This is a genomic window from Acetobacterium wieringae (genome assembly GCF_001766835.1).
Classification (GTDB): Bacteria; Bacillota; Clostridia; order Eubacteriales; family Eubacteriaceae; genus Acetobacterium; species Acetobacterium wieringae.
Window position 1 is genome coordinate 124880 of record NZ_LKEU01000037.1, and the last position, 18292, is coordinate 143171.

An 18292-nucleotide genomic window follows, 5' to 3' on the forward strand; every position below is an offset into this window, starting at 1 on the left:
TTTTATTGAATCAAAAGGCGCTATGTAAATTTCATATTCACATCTACTTACTTTTGGGCTTCTAAACGTAGTCAACCCATTTGTTTTACTTTATTGCCGGAGATGCTTCTTCACCCCATTTTAGGCTATCTAAGCGGCAACTTTTCTGAAAACTATCGTTTTTTATTTCTGTTGGCCCGGAAAAAAATGGCATTTGCATAAAAAAGAAAACGCAATCACGACTCATTCTCAGACCTTAATTTTACTTTTTAGGAAGCTATTTCATTTTAACTTAAATTAAAATTAATCGTATTTGCAGTTAATTTCAATGTCAATTTACTTCGAACTGCTCATTGTCATGAAAACCCTGTATTTAAAGCCATTTATTCTCGTCTTACTTTTATTTATCTGAGCTGACTCCAAAGATTTCTTAAATGGTTTTTATCAGACCCTTGCTAAATATCAAACCATCATGTATTATACGCTTTGCCAATTTGTAAATAATTTGCAACTATCAATGATGCATTTCAGTCACACACAACACCGTGACACCATCATGTTTTGACATTGGAGGTCAAATGAAAAAAAACTCAATAAAAAATACTTGCGTAAGTCTTGCCTTGGCATTATGCCTGGGCCTATTACCAGGAACTGTAATGGCTGAAGAAGCCGAGCTCGATTTAACAGAAATCGCTCAGGCTGTGGAAACAACTGAAACCTCGGCAGCTCTGCCCAGCTTATTCACAGCCAGAACTACTGCACCAGGTGCTGATAACACCTATTTCTTTGCCAGCAATCCATATTCCCAAGGTGGATATGGACTACCTAACTGTACCGCCTATGCCTTTGGCCGAGCGTACGAAATTTTAGGAACCACGCCAAATTTAGCAATGGGCAATGCAAATTCCTGGTGGGCTTATAATCAAAACACTGGTTATTATCCCTCAGGTTCCACACCAAAACTTGGCGCTGTAATCTGTTGGGGTGGCAGTTCAGATGGACATGTGGCAATCGTTGAGGCGATCAATGGTGATACGGTTACGCTCTCAGAATCCACCTATAGTGGCATCTACTTTCAAAATTACACCTATACAATTGGAGCTGAAGATGCCACCTCGGTCGGCGGCTTTCAGGGTTATATCTACATCGGTGATTATATTGATGCCGCATCAGACGTAACCCCCCCATCCTTGTCAGATGTACTGGTTACTGACTATCAGGATGAAGGAATCAAGGTCACTGCGCTGGTTTCAGATGACCTTAGCGGAATCGGATCGGTCTACTTTCCTGTCTGGACCGAAAACAACGGACAGGATGATTTAATCTGGCATGAAGGAACTGTTGACGGCAATGTGGCCAGCTGTTTTATTCCATACAGTGATCACAACACTGAACTTGGTGACTACAATGTCCATATTTATGCTTACGATAATGCCGGTCACTACACGATGACTGGTACCACCATCACGAAGGCCGATACCTTTACCAGTCTGGGCAAAGTTGCTCTTGAAAGCTAGTTAATTACATCCATCAAAAAGCCTTCCAATCGACGTTTAAACGTCAATGGAAGGCTTTTTGATTTCAATCTAGGCAGCAACTTTTCAGGGACGTTTGCGGTTCACCACCCTATCATACAAAATTTTTTCTGCCGCATTTAGGGGAAATCGTTGTCGTGATCGGTGATCTTTTTAATTATTGGAATTTTTCTTGTCACATTGGTTAAAACAATATAAGATAGAGCTATTAAGATAATATTCAACCATACTAAAATTCCAGGAGGTCGTATATGAAAACCCTTGAAACTCAATTTGGCCATTCAAATCTTCTTAATGATGACGGTTCGGTGATTGGTATTCAAGATGATCTTGATTTGATCAGAAATTATTTTACGCCTGCATTTATGAAAACACACACCGTTTTCTCCTGCCTTGATGACTTCTTACAATCAGCTGGATTTTTAGTTGCCACCCAGCAGGATTTTGAACAGATTCCACTTTCTACAATGAATGCCTGGGTTCAGCAAAACAGCCAGTATCTGGATTGGACAGAAATAGTTGCTGCTGCTGGTGATTTCTACTTTGACAATCAAATGAAAGCCATAAAATTTAAATATATCTAAACAAACTTGGTTGTACTTAAATCGCTGTCATTATATAATGAAGATAATTTATCCAACGGAGGTATCCCTGTGACCAAGATTCTGATCCTGACATCAACAAAGCGTGTCGAAAAATTTTCTGATTTATCTGTCCTCCCCAAAGACTGGGAATTCGTTTTCGGTGAAAGCCTGAATACCGATGATGCAATACTAAACGTTGCCAGTGATGCTGATTTTATTTTTGCGGATGCTGTCCGGGAAGTCAGCAAAACCCTGATCGATAACATGCCGAATCTCAAACTTATCCATTCCGAAGGTGTGGGATATAATAAAATCGACATCCTGGCCGCTAAAGAAAAAAGCATCTATGTCTGTAACAATACCGCCGCCAACTCTGCTGCGGTGGCAGAGCAAACGATTCTACTAATATTAGGCCTGCAGCGAAGGCTTCTAGAAGGCGATCAGCTGGTACGTAGTGGTCAGCAGATCCAGGCCAAAGGTTCGTTTATTCTCGATGGTATTCCGGAACTGGGTTCCTGTCATGTGGGACTGGTCGGTATGGGTTCCATTGCCCTTGAAACAGCCAAACGGTTACAGCCATTTGGTGCGCAGTTCAGTTATTTCAATCGTTCCCGAAAAAGCACGGTTGAGAACGAATTAGGCCTTTGCTATCTGCCGCTGGAAGAACTCTGCAAGCAGTGCGATATTATCAGTCTCCATTTGCCGGTAACTCCAGAAACCACTGGTCTGATCAATGCAGACCTGCTGTCTCTGATGAAACCGACCACCCTACTTATCAACACAGCCCGGGGCGAGCTGGTCGTTCAAGAAGATCTGGTTGCTGCATTAGCAGCTGGGCAGATCGCCGGGGCTGGTCTTGATACCCTGTACCCGGAACCGGTAATGTTGGATAACCCACTGCTTAATCTGCCGGAAAGCTGTCATTATAAACTGCTATTTAGCCCACATATTGGCGGAACCACTAAACCGGCTTTTGAAAAAATGCATAAAACGGTCTGGGCGAATATTCTAGCCGTTTCAAAAGGAACCTGCCCAATAAATATTGTTAATGGTTTATAATCCATGCAAAATGAACAGGTCGTCATCAAATGTCCTGACGACCTGTTCATATAGAAATCACCCGATCTTCAGTTTCTTAAACGATATCTAGTTTTTAAAGAAATCGCTGTGTCAATAAAACCAGAATTTCGATCATAATTCCTGCGATACCAAATAAAGCCGGATTAAAATAATAGCGATGATCACCAGGAATCATAATTTCTTCAGGCCTATCCGATTTGTAACGGATTTTGACGATGTCTCCCAAATCATAGCGCTTATCCCCCTGAGAAGCCAATGCGGCCGTTCGATACACTTTTTCAGCAATCATGTATTCCAGAATTGGAGTATACTCATCATATACCTGCCGTCCAGTACGCACCTTATTTTCGCGCATTCCTACTACCACCGCTTCAACTTGAATTCCACTCTTTTCAATTATTTTCAATTTCATAAGTTTTAGGATTGAAAAAATAATGAGCACAATTCCCACAATTCTAATAATTACCAAGATCAGTGATATCATTGAACGTCACAACCTTTCATCCACTAGTTCGGGGATTCTTGCGATAGGATAAATGCATTGTCCATCGTTACTAGCGATTTAATCTTTCCGCATTAACACCTATTTAAATTCGACCTGCTTTTTCATGGTGGCCACCCCCATATTGGCGATAATCCCTGCCACACCGTTTTTTATGGGATTCACTCGAGTTGGATAAAAATAATTGGTTTTTGTTCGATAATATTCGTAATCTGCTGGCAGGTTCTGCTCAAAAAGACTGGCCATTTTTTTAAACATCCGGAACCAGATCAGGTTCCCCAGCGATGGTGAAGCAAGCTTTTTATTCTTCATCGATCGATAGAGACGATCAGCAGCTTTTTCAATATCGTTTTGTACCCGCTCCTCATAAGATTTTGTGGTTTCCCATGGGGTGGTGGTGATTTTTAATTCGCAAACCTTGTTGCTGCCGCCCAAGGTCATCCCCATGGATGCATTAACCTTGGACAAACCAGAGCCGCCATTTGCAACCAGCATCAGGGATTGATTAAAAAACTTCGGTCGATGCAAACTGTGGGCAAAACGATCAATAAAATTTTTCATCAGCGCACTGACATTCATGGCATAACCCGGGGTACTGAGAATGACACCGTCGGCACTTAATATTTCTGCTTCAATGCTGTTTTTATCATCCTTAAGGGGACATAGCTGCTCCCCTTTGCCAATGCAGGCAAAACAACCCCGACAGAGTTTTAAATCTGCGTCCTTTAAAAAAACATATGAAAATTCAACCGAATCCAAACGAGAGAGCTCACCCTCAATCTTCCGCACAATCTCAAAACCCTTCCCTTTGTGGGGACTTCCCATAATTGCAATAACTTTCATGCTGATCTCACTTCCAATCTTATTTTAAGTTTTCTTTGTTTTTCTTGATCAGATTGACAAACAGTTTTTCATTTGGAGACAAGGCTTCGATTTTTGCTGTTTTTAAATGATTATAGTACGCATCCATGCTTTTTAATTGATCAATCAGCTTTAATAAACTGTGATGCGCTTCCTGGTCTTCTGGTGTTTGTGGTTTAGCTTGGTCAAAAATGGATTCCAGCTCTTTTTTGGCCTGATTCATAATCGTTTGTGCTTCAATGTATTCCTGATTTAACATACTATTCTTCTTTCTGATTTTATTTTGGGTTGTTATATAATGCTATTTAAAACTATTACACGTGAATGATATCATAAAATCAGGATGGTTGTGAACTAAATCGAACTCTCCCATTAAAAAAAGCGTATCAAACTCAGCTTTGATACGCTTGTCACCAATTTAGAGTCGGCGATATTTCTTTAGCGCAGTCACATTTGCTAAAAAAAGCACCCCAATAAAAACGACTGAGCCCGCTAACCAGGGCCATATCTCGACAACCCCCTTACCCTGAATCATAATCATTTCCAGGGCCGTGCAACCATAGTAAATTGGCGTCAGGTAACACAGGTTTCCCAGCCCAAAGGGAATGGTGTCAATCGGGATCAGCCCTGAGAAAAAGATCTGCGGAATGATGATTACCGGAATAAATTGAACCAATTGTAATTCATTGTTGGCAAAAATCGATACCAACGCCCCCACCGAAACTGCCGAAAAAGCCATTAGGATCATAACAAAGGTACATAGCGCCACCGATCCTTCCACCTGAAGCTGCAGCACATACACTGCGTACAGGATAATCACCACACTTTGAACTGCAGCCAGCAAACCATACCCCAGGGTATAGCCCCCAATGACATCGACTCGTCTGATCGGAGTCATCAGCATCCGCTCCAAAGTCTGCCCAAACCGCTCCCGGACAAATGACATTCCCGAAAGAATAAAGACAAAGAAAAATGAAATCACGCCCAAAAAAACATAGGAAAGCGAATCCAGTTGATTATCCCCAGCTGTTTCATATACATAGTCAACAATCAACTCATTTTGCGTTGGTTGCAAGGCTTGAGTGGTATCCTGAATGGCTTCCAGAGCAGCAACGGATTTGGAATTTTTCTCCAGCAATTCAATGTGTGTCCCCGCACTGTCAGCCCAGATCAACGCATCGACATCATTGGCCTCCAGATAATCTGCAGCCTCTGGTTTTTCGGTTTCTAAAATAACTGTGGCATGGTTCTCAAGCTCAGCAACAAATTTTTCATTCATATCGTATACAGCAATTTGCGGTATATAATTTGAATCTCCGAGAATAAAAAATAGCAGGGTTAGAATCAGCAGTGGTGCAAATAAGAGTAGTCCCAATGATCGCTTATCATTTTTCATCTGACCAAGGATCCGTTTAATAATGCTTAACATGATATGACCTCCTTTTCAGGATGCTTATCCATAAAAAATAATTCTTCAATATTACCATCGGGAGTCTGATCGATCAAATTCTTAACGGTATCCTTCGCAATGATATGACCATTACGAAGCAAAGCGGCATCGTCACATTGAGAAACCTCATCCATGACATGGGTGGTCACCAAAATGGTCGTGCCCTGATTTCGCAGCTGCTTGAGATAAAGCCATATTTTACGCCGCAGCACCGGGTCAACTCCCACTGTTGGTTCATCCAGTAACAGGAGCTTGGGTTTATGAATCAGCGCTACTGCCAATGAGATTCTTTTTTTCATCCCGCCGGAGCAGTCACGCACCAACTTATTTTTACACGCTGCCATATCAACAATCTGGAGCAGTACTTCGGCTTCGGCAGCAAATGTTTTCCAGTTTAGCCGTTGCAAACCCGAAAAAAATTTCAGATTTTCCCAGACTGACAACTCTTCATATAATGCTTCATTTTGCGGCATATAGCCGATCAGCGCCAACAGTTGGCGATTTGGTACGGCAATGCCGCCGATTGTTACGCTCCCGCCATCAGCGGGGATAGCCCCCATCATGATGCGTAACAAGGTGGTCTTACCTGAACCGGATGCACCCAGCAGACAGAAGATCCGGCCCGCCTCGATTGTCAAACTGATCTGATTGAGAACCTGCTGTTGTTTAAATGATTTGCTCACTTCACAGACGATTGTTTCCATTTTTAATTCCCTCTTTATTGTATTTGATTATTCTCATTTTAATCCCGATTCCTGTTTATTTCAACCAACAGAGTTCCGTAACCTGTTGGATTTTCTTGTTAATCCCAGTGGCTTCGGATATAATCAAGAAGACTGATTCCGACAATGAGGTAACCAATATGAATATGACTTTATCAGCAACTGCTACAGTGACCCGCCAGAACCTGATCGATTCCTTTTGGCTGTTATATTGCCAAAAGAACATTGAAAAGATTACTGTCAAGGAAATTTGTGAAATTGCGGGCTACAATCGCTCAACTTTTTATGTGTATTTTAACGATGTCTATGAAATTTTAGAAGAAATTGAAGAACAGACCATTACGGTTGAGGATTTTAGAAGCATTGTTATAAAGAATCTTTTTTATGGCAATCTTTTTCGAGATCATCGAAAAAAAGTTATTCTCAAATCAATTCTTGAATTTTTTGAAAAAAATAAAACCTATCTTCCGGTTTTGCTGGGAGAAAACGGTGATCCCCACTTCAGACAAAAAGTCTTAAAGAAACTCACCCCGACGGTGCTGTCAATGTATAAAAAACTGTCTCCGAATGAACTGCTGGAGGTAAGCTATTTAATGGAATACCAGAGTGCCGCAATGCTTAGCACCATTGCCAAATGGTATGCCAACGACAAAGACCTGCCGACGGAACAATTTCTGGAATTGCTTTTGGCCGTGACAACCAACGGCATTCAATCCGAGTTATCAAAATACCGGCGCTAAATTCAGTCCAGCTCATCGGACTTAAAACAGCCCCTAGATAGTCGAAACTATTTAAGGGCTGTTACGTTAAATGATTTTAATGACTCTTTTTCTCCTGGGCATTTTTTAGGCTCATTGCTTTTTCTCGACATTCGTCCGCATAGTCGTCATAGGCTTCCCGATAATCTTCATAATCGATGGTACAATCGCGGTCATTAAAAGATTTGCAGTAGCCTTCCAGGGCTTTCCAATCCCGGCTGTAGGCATGAAAACTCAGGGCATGATGGGTATAGGAACCCAGTTGGCTGATCCCGGCTTCTCGGGCAATCATTCTTGAAAGTTCAATCAGGGCGAAAATATTCATCGCGACGGCCTTAACCCCATCATTACTTCTAAATACCACGTCGGTATTTAATTTGCCGTCCTTAACAGTATAATGAATCAGCTGCAGACAGGGTGGATGATTGAGTCTGGCGGCCTCCTGATTGGCGACATGCAGCGTCGCCTGTCTGGTTCCCGGATCTTCTTTTAGTTTATTGATCACAAAGTCAATGTTTTGGGAAAACAGATCATGATAGGTATAACCATACATATCCTTTTCAAAATCTTTGGTGCCTTCAACTATTTCCAGGACGTAGTCCACCAGGGTTTCCAGCCCAGTTGGCATCGCCATGGTAATTTTTATATCCTGGACGCTGTCGATATCCATCAGTAGGTGAATTTCTTTTAAACTGTCTTCCCGATCCTGATTCTTCCCAATGACGACATCAGCTTGATTTAAAGCCTTCATTGCCGCCTCAATGCCCTTATGCAGTTCGGTTTCGTGAATGTAAGTAACCATCATTTTCACATCGCATCAGCTAATCATTAAATCTGAAACTGCTGACACGAGATCCTTTCATTATAATAACAACGTCATCGTTTAACGGTTGCAAAAATGATCATATCATATTTTGAAACAAATATCATCCTGGCAAAGTCAAATTTGAGTCGCCAAACCGCTGATAATTTATTGCAACTTCAGTCGTCACCCCACAAAATTTCAGGCCTGTGCCCCACGTTTGCTTACCGTCCAAGCAAGTCCGATCAGCATAATCAGGGCTGCTCCCGCTACGGCAGCTTCCGATGTGGAAGGATCCACCCCGGTTTTGGGATTGGCTGAACTGTTATGATGTTTTTTGAATGTTTGCGTCGAAAGTGGTTCGAGATATAAACAGGCTGCATCACGGTCAACATCCCCATAAATTGCACTGATATCAATGCTGCCTTCGGCCACAAGTGCCTTGGCAACCGCTCCGGATGTGCATAAATCAAGAATGCCATTGTTTAAAATAATCTTATTATAGGAGAACAATGCACCGGCATCACCATGATCAGCAATCGACTCGACGACTGTATAGCCGCCATTAAAGATCAGTTTCTCATAAGCTCCGATACCACGGCTGTAACTCGTTGGACTATCAGTAAAAGCTCTAATATTTCCACCATTAACGACCAGATCGCCAAAAGCAAATAAACCAAAAGCCCCGGCATAATCACTATTATAAGCGGTCACATCGATGTTCCCGCCGTTAATGCTGAGATTACCCATTGTCATAGCTTCGGCATTATCACCGGCCAGGATTCCGACCGCTGAGCTGGAATTTTCATATCCGACCGCGGCAATATCATAGGTCCCACTGTCAATGACCAGATTTCCAACCACGTTGATCCCGCCGCCCATTGAATCAGGGGTCGCCTGTCCTTCGGCAATCAGCGTGCCAGTCCCACTGGCATTCATGTCACCTTCCACTTTAACAGCAAAACCATTATCAGTTTTAATACGATTAGTACCCACCAGGACCAATTTAAACGGAACTGCTGCTGATTTGACATCCAGCTTTTCGCCTATAAAATTATTTAAAGTCAATTCGTTGGCGGCTACATCATATGCATAATCCGATCCAGTATTGGTGGCCAGAACATCGATGATCACACCATTCTGAATTAAGCACAAATATGTAGCTGCCTGAGTTTCAATTGTTTCCGGTTCAATCGTTGAGATAACCGGCTGTTCTGAAACAACCTCGGTTTCCAAACGATTATCAATCGGTACTATTATTTCTTCAGTAACCGGCAACGCAACAGTATCAGTATTAATCACCATTTTTTCTGATAAAGCGGTCTCCGTATCAGCCGCTTGCGTTGTTACTAAAACCAAACTTAATTCGTTGGCTGATTCTTGATCATCGACAGCTTCTCCAGCAGCCATAGCAGAAACCGGAATCAGCATCGACACCATCGCCACTACCATCAGCAACGATAAGAACTTTGATATTCGCTTCATTATTATTCTCCATTTCTAACTGTGATGTTCGTTTGCGATTAGCAGCGTTCCTTAAAACAACTGTTACTCAGTTCTTCTTTATAGTCGTTTACATCATCAGATATGCTTAAGATAACACAACCCAAGAATAATGTCGATAAATTATTCCAACTTTCTTCCATGGCAACTGCTATCTTATTTATAATAAATGCAAAAAACCGCCAAATGGCGGTTTTTCTTAATATCAGATGCAACTTTATTTTGTTTACGCTTGGGTTCTTTGTTCAAGTCTGGTCGAATTAGATATCCAGCGCTGCGTGGTAGCCCTGATAAATAGCCGTTGTGATAGTGGAGGCCTTAACGCAATCACCAATTTCAATAACATAGGGGGCACAGTCAACCAGGCTTTCGGCAAGATTGCGGAGCGGTTTTTGGCCCAGCGCACAGATCACGGTTGTTCCGGGAACCAGTACTTCCTTACCAGCAAGATCTTCACAGACAACACCCTGATCAGTAACTTTTAGCCCTTTTAATTCGGTATGAACGGTAATGCCGCATTTTTCGATTTCGTTCATCATCAGCGGACGATGACGAAGATTAGCATCCGGTGCCAGTTCTGAACGCATTTCCACCAGATGAACCGGTTTACCTTCCCGGGCAAAATGGATCGCCGCTTCACAACCAGCCAGACCACCACCTAAAACAACCACGGACTCGCCAACCTGATCTTTTTTCTTATAGTAGTCGTTAACGATAATCACATTATCGCCATCCAGACCGGGAATAGCTGGCACGATCGGTTCCGAACCCACAGCGACTATCAGAGCATCAACATTTTGCTGATCGACATAGTCTTTGCTTACCGGCGTGTTTAAACGAATTTCAACGCCAGCGTCTCTGGCCAATTTTTCCAGGGTAACACCCAGTTCGTACATTTCATATTTGAATGGGATCGCCTGTTCGCCTTTGAGGATTCCACCCAAGGCATCGCCTTTCTCGCAAAGAATAACCTGGTGGCCACGTTTAGCTGCCGTTAGCGCTGCTTCCAGTCCGGCTGGTCCACCACCGGCGACCAATACTTTTACCGGATTGGCGGTGGGAATAATTTCAGTCCCATCCATTTCCCGACCAATTAGAGGATTAACCGTACAACGTCGAGTTGATGTCACGGCCCGTTCCGCCATACAGGTGAAGCATCGGAGACATTTAATAATATCAGCATCCTGATTGCTCATAACTTTTCTTGGCAGGAAGGGATCTGCCAGCAGTGCCCGAGCCATTTCAACGATATCAGCCTGACCAGAGGCAATAATTTCTTCCATCATTGCAGGGTCATTCAGTCCTCCCAGGGTTGCTACCGGAACCGAGACATGTTTCTTGATTTCAGCCGCCAGATAAACATTTCGGCCATGTGGCTCGAACATGGATGGATGGGTCAGGCCAAAGCCGGTTTGATAGGTGCCAGCGGTTATGTGCAGTAAATCAACCTTTGATTCGACCATCTTGGCAATTTCCACCCCATCTTCCAGGGTGTAGCCACCTTCAAAGAATTCTGAGCCACTCATACGGAATTCGATCGGGAAACCGGGCCCAACTGCTGCACGGACACTGTCCAGCACTTCTAAGGCCAGACGGGCCCGATTTTCTAATGGGCCGCCGTATTTGTCAGTTCGGTGGTTGAAAAAGGGCGACAAAAACTGGTTCAACAGCCAGCCGTGACCACCATGAACCATGATCATTTCAAACCCGGCTCGTTTAGCTAGCCCAGCTACCCGTCCGTAAGCGGCAACAATATCATCAATCAGTTCCTGGGTCAGTTCTTTAACCGGTTTCCCATCCGGACGGGTTCCAGCGCTGGGTCCCCATTGGGCCATACCGCCTTTTTTATCCTTGTCAGTCAGATAGGTGCCAGCATACTGTCCGGAATGAGATAATTCGACACTGGGAATGGCCCCATGACGGCGGATTGCATCGGCTGTATAAGTAAAGCTGGCCAGTGAATCAACCGTTTGCAGATCAAGATGATACATATGGGATCCTTCGGTTTCAGGATGAACCACGCATTCGCTGACTGTGACGGTAGCCGCACCGCCTTTAGCCCGCAGTTCATAAAAAGCTTTTGATTTAGGGCCAATGGTACAATCGGCAGTTATATCAGTGCCTCCCATGGGTGCGCCAAACATTCTGTTTCTGAAAGTTACATTACCAATTTTAATTGGTTTACAAAGATTTGGATATTTTCGTTGCATTGTCAGTTCTCCTTTAATTTTTCGTTGGTTCCGTCAACAATAAGCGGTCAATTTGATAAAATTTTAACATGATCTTTTGCTGATGTCAATAAAATCATGTAAGTATTTACATGTTTAAGATACATTTATTTTAATTGTGTGTAAACGTTGCCGATCGATAGCTGTTAACTATCAGTTTAATAGCCATATGATCATTCCTACCCAAATAAATCAACTTTGCTCGGATCTGCGCCAAAATCACAACGTTTTATCCTTGACGTTTACTGTAAAGATGGGTATCATTAAAAAAACGAAACGAGGCGCCTTATGATCCCAGAACAAATGCTAGAAAAAATCCGTAAGCTCTGTAAAGACCTCGACGGTCTTTCTCAAGAGAGCTTTGCAAAAGGAATTAAAATGTATGCCGCCCAAAAAGCTGAATCTCAAACAATTAAAGTAAGTGGTGGCATCAGCAAAAAAGAATATGATCGACTTTCAAAAGTCCCGGAATATTGCCAGGCAACGGAGATCATCGCCGATACGCTAACCCTGTTGGAAGCTCTGGATAATCTGGAATGGGTTTATAACGACCTGATTCGGAAACTGTATCATATCCGACCAGAAATCCCTCAGACTCCCGATGATGAAGAAAACGTATATTCGTTGGAGCCACCGTTTACACGATCAAAGTTTTTAAATTAATGATTTTAGGAGTACTCCATGGATAGTCAAGAACCGAAACATCAGCGACGACCGCGCTATAAAGGTACACACCCAAAAGCATATAGAGATAAGTATAAAGAGCTGCAGCCCGAGAAATACGCAGATACAATCGAAAAAGTAATGCAAAAGGGCAGCACCCCGGCTGGAATGCATCGCTCCATTTGTGTTGATGAAATATTGGATTTCCTACAAATTACTCCCGGTCAAACGGGATTGGATGCAACCCTTGGTTTTGGCGGTCATACCCAGGCAATGCTTAGATGTTTAGGTGGTAAGGGACATTTATATGCCCTGGATGTGGATCCCATTGAATTGCCCCGCACCCAAAAGCGTCTGGAAGACCTGGGTTACGGTTCCGAGCTTCTAACCGTCCGGCAAATGAATTTCTCCGGTATTGATCAAATTGCTTTAGAATCAGGGCCCATAGATTTTGTTTTGGCCGATTTAGGGGTTTCATCGATGCAAATCGATAATCCGGAACGAGGCTTTTCATTTAAGTTCGAAGGGCCGCTGGATCTACGCCTGAATCCTGAAAAAGGTATTTCTGCCGCCGATCGACTAAAAACCATTTCTGAATATGAACTGGAAGGTATGTTTATTGAAAACGCTGACGAACCCAATGCCGCAGCAATCGCACAAGCTGTTATTTCCCAACGGAACAAAGGCATCGACATCAGAACAACAACTCAACTCCAGGAAATTATCAAAGATGCCGTGAAGTTCATTCCCGGTAGTAACAGCAAAGATGCCATAAAAAAGTCCTGTCAACGCTGCTTTCAAGCCTTACGGATTGATGTTAATGATGAATATGAAGTATTATATGAATTTTTAGAAAAACTTCCTTCGGTGCTGGCACCAGGTGGACGGGTGGCCATTCTTGCTTTTCATTCCGGCGAAGATCGCCTCGTTAAAAAATCCTTTCAACGTCTTTTTCGTGAAGGGATCTATCGTGAAGTCGCTCCCGGTCCAATTCGACCATCTGCTGTAGAGTGCAATACCAATAGCCGCGCCCGTTCAGCAAAATTGCGGTGGGCTATTAAAGCGTAGTTTATGAATCTGGCCTGGTTTGTTTAAAAAAATTTACCCCAGTTATAATCACGCTTCAGATTATAACTGGGGTTTTAAGTTGTGGGATAAGTAAAATTTAATTTTTTCGGCATAACGCTAAACCGTCTTAATGAGCTGTTTTGGCTTAAATTACTGCAGAAATAACAAGACCCTGCCGGACACAACTGTCAGACAAGGTCTTTCGACGCATAATTTTATCTAGGCCGCCTGGAAAATCGACTCAAATTCCGGACCATCAACTTTTTCTTTCTCAAGCAGCACTTCACCCAGCCGGTTTAGCTTGGTAATATTTTCATTAAGCAGCATCAGGGTTCGCTGATAAGCGTGATCAATAATCTCTTTGACTTCAGTGTCAATAATGCTGGCTATCTCATTGCTGCAATTTTTTGAGCCATAATCCTGGCCATCATAGGCCCCATCATTTTCAAAAATCATATTGGTTAGCTTTTCACTCATCCCATATTTGGTTATCATATTCCGCGCAATCTGATTCACCCGTTTCAAATCATTAGACGCACCGGTGCTGATCTCATTCAGAACAATTTCTTCCGCAGCACGACCACCTAAAGCGATGATAATTTCCTCGAGCAGTTGCGACTTGGTGTGATAGCTCTGATCTTCCGTTGGTCTGCTGGCGGTATAGCCACCAGCCATTCCCGATGGAATAATTGTAACCCGATCAACATTTCGACTTGAAGAAACCAGCTTGATGGCAATGGCATGCCCTGCCTCGTGATAAGCCGTTACTTTTTTGTCACGGTCACTCATCACATGGCTTTTCTTTTCCGGCCCCATCATCACCTTGAAAGCCGCTTCCTTAATGGCCTCATTGCCAATCTTTTTTTGGTGACCTCTGGCAGTTAACAAGGCCGCTTCATTGAGCAGGTTTTCCAGATCAGCACCGGTAAAGCCCGGAGTCAGTCTGGCCACTTCACCCAACTTCACATCTTCTGCCAGCGGTTTACCTTTAGCATGGACATTGAGAATCTGTTCTCTGCCGTTAATATCCGGTAAGCCAACTGTTACCCGCCGATCAAATCGGCCGGGTCGCAAAAGCGCCGGATCAAGTACATCCGGTCGGTTGGTAGCCGCCAGGATAATCACCCCTTCGTTGATGCCAAAACCATCCATTTCGACCAGCAACTGATTTAAGGTCTGCTCACGCTCATCATTTCCGCCACCGACGTTAGCCCCACGCTGCCTGCCAACTGCATCAATTTCGTCTATGAAGACAATACAGGGTGCATGTTTTTTTGCCTGTGCAAACAAATCACGAACCCGGGATGCCCCAACGCCGACATAAATTTCGACAAAATCTGAACCACTGATACTAAAAAACGGTACCTTGGCTTCCCCAGATATGGCTTTTGCCAAAAGCGTTTTACCGGTACCCGGCGGTCCGATTAGCAGAACACCTTTAGGAATTCTGGCCCCCAAATCAACAAATCGTTCCGGAGCCTTAAGAAATTCAACAATTTCTTCCAGTTCTTCCTTGACCTCATCAGCGCCAGCAACACAGGTAAAATTGACGTTTTTATGATCATCCTCAAGCAATTTAGCCCGACTCTTTCCCATTGCTGTCACCCGATTGCCACCCATTCCACCTTGCTGCCGCTGATTTACCCCGAACCAGATTACCATCAGAAGTACCAAGCCAATGGTCGTCACGGCTGAAAACCACCAAGGGATTTCCATTGGCTTTGAAATACTAAATGACTGGATCAGTTGTGCATCCAATGCCTGGGTAAAGCGTTCGGAAGCTGAAGTGATGTCCGGTGGAACAACGACCTCATAAGTAGTGACGCCGCTGTTTTCATCTACAGCTGCATTGAGCTGAACTTTAGCCATCTCCCCTTCTAATACAATACTACCGACATTGCCCGCTTGAATTTCTGTCAACAACTCTGAATAACTCATGCTTTGAGGTTCATTTTTCACGGTGCTAAAAACAATTAATCCGGCAATAATCGTAAAAACAATCAAAAATATGCCTTGTTTTTTAAGATATTTCAACGTTCAGCCTCCATTAATCTGATTGTCATCAACGACCTTTTGACGATTAAACTGATGCGATCATTTTTCGTATTTCCCTGAAACTTCACTTTCGTTTGACCTGCTTTCTTTATTTTTAAATGATTGATCATTTAATTAATTTTTAAGAAATAGCGTAATTGTTATTGTAGTATTGTTAACAATCACGCTTCTTTTTTATTTTTCGTTTACTAATAAGGTACTCTTGATCATTTCGATCATTTCCTGTAACAGTTCGGATCGTTCCGTTCTGGTTATATTATTATTTGCTGCAATCGCCTTGACTGGCTGGACAATCATCGCCAAAATATTTTCATGGTGATAATCTTTTATAATTTCCCGATGCTTCAAGTCGGCAACCAACTGCTTAATTTTTGTGTAACCATCGATTTCTGAACAACTCCCCACTAATGATGGTGAATTGGAAAACTGGTCAACAAAACTGAAAATTTCCTGATTGGCCTCAATATAGGCATAATAGCTTCCAATTAGTCCTTCAATGAGTTGATGATTGCTCATTCCATAATGAACCCGACTTAAGACAAAGCGACAGATTTCTTCGGCATATTCCCGGTAAATCACCTGAAGCATTATTTCCTTGCTGTCAAAATAAGTATAGACCGTCGCTGGTGAAACTCCGGCTGCCTTGGCAATTTTCGAAATCGACGTCCCATGAAACCCCTCCTCTAACGTGAGTTTTACGACCGCCTCCTTAATGCTTTTCTCTTTTTCATCATCTCTTTTTCGCAAGTGCCACCTCCTCCAGACTGTTTTAATAGTAAATGACCATTCGGCTATTGTCAATCTTATTACACAGAGATTTAAAAAATTAATTTTCTTTTAAATTAAATTGTTTTGGTGGTCCACTGGGAACAATCCCAGACTTCATTGACAAAGCTCTGATAGAATTCCGGTTCATGACAAACCATCAGAATCCCGCCGTTATAAGCTGCTAGTGCCCGCTGCAACTCGGCCTTGGCATCGGCATCAAGATGATTGGTGGGCTCATCCAATACCAGGATATTGGTTTCCCGGTTAATCAGTTTACAGAGGCGAACCTTGGCCTGTTCGCCACCACTTAAGACCTTGACCATGCTTTCGATATGCTTACGGGTCAGACCACATTGGGCCAGGGCTGAACGCACTTCGTTCTGATTCAGCGACGGAAACTCGTTCCAGACCTCTTCAATGCAGCTGGTGCGGATGTCCTGATCCATTTCCTGTTCAAAATAGCCAATTTTCAGTTTTTCACCCTGTTCAACGGTTCCGGCAACTGGAGGAATCAAGCCCAGAATGCTTTTTAACAGCGTCGTTTTACCGATGCCGTTAGTACCCTTTAAGACGATTTTCTGTTTCCGCTCCATCACCAGATTCAGAGGCTTGGACAGTGGTTCATCATAACCGATAACCAGATCTTCAGTTTCAAACACCCGGCGGCCAGTAGCTCCGGCTTCTTTAAAATGGAAGCGGGGTTTTGGCTTTTCCGAGGCCAGCTCAATGATATCCATCTTATCCAGTTTTTTCTGACGTGACATGGCCATGTTCCGGGTGGCCACCCGGGCTTTGTTTCGAGCGACAAAATCTTTAAGCTCAGCAATTTCATTTTGCTGTTTATTGTAAGCGGCCTGTTCCTGGGCTTTTTTTGCTTCCAGTACTTCCTGGAATTTGGCATAATTTCCTACATAGCGGGTCAGCTTCTGATTATCCATATGATAAATCAGATTAATAACTGAATCAACGAAGGGCAGATCGTGAGAAATCAGAATAAAGGCATTTTCATACTCATTAAGATAACGCTTTAACCATTCAATGTGCTGTTCATCGAGGTAATTTGTCGGCTCATCCAATAACAGAATATCCGGTTTTTCCAGCAACAGCTTACCTAACAGTACCTTAGTACGCTGACCGCCACTGAGCTCAGTGATATCCTTGTCCATGCCAATATCGTTAAGACCCAGAGCATTTCCCACTTCTTCCACCTTGGAATCAACCAGATAAAAGTCATGAAATTCCAGTAAGTCCTGAAGATCGCCCACCTCTTCCAGACTTTTTTCCACTTCTTCGGGGCTGTCTTCCGCCATTTTTTCATAAAGCAAACCGATCCGGCTTTCAATCTCCAGCAGAAAATCGAAAGCTGAGGTCAACACATCCCGAACGGTCATCCCAGGCTGTAACACGGCATGTTGATCGAGGTATCCAATCCGGACATTTTTGGCCCATTCCACCTTGCCCTCATCCGGCATCAGCCGATTCGTAACAATATTCATGAAGGTTGACTTGCCTTCGCCGTTTGGCCCAATCAAACCGATGTGCTCTCCCTTTAACAACCGGAACGAGACCTGATTAAAAATCGCCCGGTCGCCAAATCCATGAGAAAGATTCTCGACATTTAAAATACTCATTCATTCTCCATTTCTTTTTTTCGCAATTAAAAACACTTCCAGATGTGTGTTGCGATCAGGAAGTGTTGATATTTATCCTTAGATTCTAACTTTATAATTATAA

17 protein-coding genes are annotated in these 18292 nt (G+C 43.1%); 6 read left to right on the top strand and 11 right to left on the bottom strand.

Features of this window, described 5'->3' with window-relative positions; translation table 11 throughout:
• Positions 1–557: 557 nt before the first annotated feature.
• From ACWI_RS14260 to ACWI_RS14270, 3 genes are all read left to right on the top strand, one after another.
• Positions 558–1496, top strand: a complete 939-nt coding sequence (locus ACWI_RS14260) for a CHAP domain-containing protein (protein WP_070372108.1) — start codon at positions 558–560, stop codon at positions 1494–1496.
• Positions 1497–1765: 269 nt separating this feature from the next.
• The gene (locus ACWI_RS14265; protein ID WP_070372109.1) at positions 1766–2098 is read left to right on the top strand and encodes a hypothetical protein; all 333 of its coding nucleotides are present in this window, start codon (positions 1766–1768) and stop codon (positions 2096–2098) included.
• A 69-nt stretch (positions 2099–2167) separates the two neighbouring features.
• Positions 2168–3157 (top strand): 2-hydroxyacid dehydrogenase, encoded by a 990-nt coding sequence (locus ACWI_RS14270; RefSeq protein ID WP_070372110.1) that lies wholly within the window; start codon positions 2168–2170, stop codon positions 3155–3157.
• A gap of 94 nt (positions 3158–3251) precedes the next feature.
• On the opposite strand, the gene ACWI_RS14275 is transcribed toward ACWI_RS14270, so the two are convergent.
• From ACWI_RS14275 to ACWI_RS14295, 5 genes are all read right to left on the bottom strand, one after another.
• Complete coding sequence (locus ACWI_RS14275) at positions 3252–3662, bottom strand: DUF3592 domain-containing protein (protein ID WP_070372111.1); 411 nt, start codon at positions 3660–3662, stop codon at positions 3252–3254.
• Positions 3663–3761: 99 nt separating this feature from the next.
• Entirely contained in the window at positions 3762–4523 is a 762-nt protein-coding gene (locus ACWI_RS14280) for an NAD(P)H-dependent oxidoreductase (protein WP_070372112.1), read from the bottom strand.
• Positions 4524–4542: 19 nt separating this feature from the next.
• A complete protein-coding gene (locus ACWI_RS14285) occupies positions 4543–4800 on the bottom strand; it encodes a hypothetical protein (protein ID WP_070372113.1) in 258 nt (85 codons plus the stop codon).
• A gap of 159 nt (positions 4801–4959) precedes the next feature.
• Entirely contained in the window at positions 4960–5970 is a 1011-nt protein-coding gene (locus ACWI_RS14290; RefSeq protein ID WP_070372114.1) for an ABC transporter permease, read from the bottom strand.
• Positions 5964–6695, bottom strand: coding sequence for an ABC transporter ATP-binding protein (locus ACWI_RS14295; RefSeq protein ID WP_070372115.1), 732 nt, complete (start codon positions 6693–6695; stop codon positions 5964–5966). The genes ACWI_RS14290 and ACWI_RS14295 overlap by 7 nt, the downstream gene beginning before the upstream one ends.
• 158 nt (positions 6696–6853) lie before the next feature.
• On the opposite strand from ACWI_RS14295, the gene ACWI_RS14300 reads away from it, so the two are divergent.
• A complete protein-coding gene (locus tag ACWI_RS14300; RefSeq protein ID WP_070372116.1) occupies positions 6854–7453 on the top strand; it encodes a TetR/AcrR family transcriptional regulator in 600 nt (199 codons plus the stop codon).
• A gap of 76 nt (positions 7454–7529) precedes the next feature.
• Here ACWI_RS14300 and ACWI_RS14305 read toward each other — a convergent pair whose 3' ends face one another.
• The 3 genes from ACWI_RS14305 to ACWI_RS14315 form a co-directional block, all read right to left on the bottom strand.
• Positions 7530–8276, bottom strand: coding sequence for a thymidylate synthase (locus ACWI_RS14305; protein WP_139142381.1), 747 nt, complete (start codon positions 8274–8276; stop codon positions 7530–7532).
• 198 nt (positions 8277–8474) lie between these two features.
• On the bottom strand, positions 8475–9758 hold the full coding sequence (locus tag ACWI_RS14310; RefSeq protein WP_070372118.1) for a carbohydrate-binding domain-containing protein: 1284 nt from the start codon (positions 9756–9758) through the stop codon (positions 8475–8477).
• A 278-nt stretch (positions 9759–10036) separates the two neighbouring features.
• Complete coding sequence (locus ACWI_RS14315) at positions 10037–11986, bottom strand: oxidoreductase (RefSeq protein WP_070372119.1); 1950 nt, start codon at positions 11984–11986, stop codon at positions 10037–10039.
• A gap of 306 nt (positions 11987–12292) precedes the next feature.
• On the opposite strand from ACWI_RS14315, the gene ACWI_RS14320 reads away from it, so the two are divergent.
• Both ACWI_RS14320 and rsmH read left to right on the top strand, forming a co-directional pair.
• Entirely contained in the window at positions 12293–12667 is a 375-nt protein-coding gene (locus tag ACWI_RS14320; protein ID WP_070372120.1) for a hypothetical protein, read from the top strand.
• Between the two features lie 18 nt (positions 12668–12685).
• Positions 12686–13735 carry a 16S rRNA (cytosine(1402)-N(4))-methyltransferase RsmH gene (gene rsmH, locus ACWI_RS14325; RefSeq protein WP_070372121.1) on the top strand — a complete coding sequence of 350 codons (1050 nt, stop codon included), beginning with the start codon at positions 12686–12688 and terminating at the stop codon, positions 13733–13735.
• A 219-nt stretch (positions 13736–13954) separates the two neighbouring features.
• Here the strand turns inward: rsmH and ftsH are convergent, their stop codons facing one another.
• The 3 genes from ftsH to ACWI_RS14340 all read right to left on the bottom strand — a co-directional run bounded on the left by ftsH (position 13955) and on the right by ACWI_RS14340 (position 18189).
• On the bottom strand, positions 13955–15769 hold the full coding sequence (gene ftsH, locus ACWI_RS14330; RefSeq protein ID WP_070372122.1) for an ATP-dependent zinc metalloprotease FtsH: 1815 nt from the start codon (positions 15767–15769) through the stop codon (positions 13955–13957).
• A 195-nt stretch (positions 15770–15964) separates the two neighbouring features.
• Positions 15965–16537, bottom strand: a complete 573-nt coding sequence (locus ACWI_RS14335) for a TetR/AcrR family transcriptional regulator (RefSeq protein ID WP_070372123.1) — start codon at positions 16535–16537, stop codon at positions 15965–15967.
• A gap of 95 nt (positions 16538–16632) precedes the next feature.
• Positions 16633–18189, bottom strand: a complete 1557-nt coding sequence (locus ACWI_RS14340) for an ABC-F family ATP-binding cassette domain-containing protein (RefSeq protein ID WP_070372124.1) — start codon at positions 18187–18189, stop codon at positions 16633–16635.
• Between the last annotated feature and the right edge of the window lie 103 nt (positions 18190–18292).

What these genes read in the sequence shown, in the direction of transcription:
- ACWI_RS14340 (WP_070372124.1), bottom strand. Translation starts at nt 18,189, where the DNA reads ATGAGTATTTTAAATGTCGAGAATCTTTCTCATGGATTTGGCGACCGG.
- ACWI_RS14310 (WP_070372118.1), bottom strand. Translation starts at nt 9,758, where the DNA reads ATGAAGCGAATATCAAAGTTCTTATCGTTGCTGATGGTAGTGGCGATG.
- rsmH (WP_070372121.1), top strand. Translation starts at nt 12,686, where the DNA reads ATGGATAGTCAAGAACCGAAACATCAGCGACGACCGCGCTATAAAGGT.
- ACWI_RS14305 (WP_139142381.1), bottom strand. Translation starts at nt 8,276, where the DNA reads ATGATGGTTACTTACATTCACGAAACCGAACTGCATAAGGGCATTGAG.
- ACWI_RS14290 (WP_070372114.1), bottom strand. Translation starts at nt 5,970, where the DNA reads ATGTTAAGCATTATTAAACGGATCCTTGGTCAGATGAAAAATGATAAG.
- ACWI_RS14300 (WP_070372116.1), top strand. Translation starts at nt 6,854, where the DNA reads ATGAATATGACTTTATCAGCAACTGCTACAGTGACCCGCCAGAACCTG.
- ACWI_RS14260 (WP_070372108.1), top strand. Translation starts at nt 558, where the DNA reads ATGAAAAAAAACTCAATAAAAAATACTTGCGTAAGTCTTGCCTTGGCA.
- ACWI_RS14285 (WP_070372113.1), bottom strand. Translation starts at nt 4,800, where the DNA reads ATGTTAAATCAGGAATACATTGAAGCACAAACGATTATGAATCAGGCC.
- ACWI_RS14320 (WP_070372120.1), top strand. Translation starts at nt 12,293, where the DNA reads ATGATCCCAGAACAAATGCTAGAAAAAATCCGTAAGCTCTGTAAAGAC.
- ACWI_RS14295 (WP_070372115.1), bottom strand. Translation starts at nt 6,695, where the DNA reads ATGGAAACAATCGTCTGTGAAGTGAGCAAATCATTTAAACAACAGCAG.
- ACWI_RS14280 (WP_070372112.1), bottom strand. Translation starts at nt 4,523, where the DNA reads ATGAAAGTTATTGCAATTATGGGAAGTCCCCACAAAGGGAAGGGTTTT.
- ACWI_RS14315 (WP_070372119.1), bottom strand. Translation starts at nt 11,986, where the DNA reads ATGCAACGAAAATATCCAAATCTTTGTAAACCAATTAAAATTGGTAAT.
- ACWI_RS14275 (WP_070372111.1), bottom strand. Translation starts at nt 3,662, where the DNA reads ATGATATCACTGATCTTGGTAATTATTAGAATTGTGGGAATTGTGCTC.
- ACWI_RS14265 (WP_070372109.1), top strand. Translation starts at nt 1,766, where the DNA reads ATGAAAACCCTTGAAACTCAATTTGGCCATTCAAATCTTCTTAATGAT.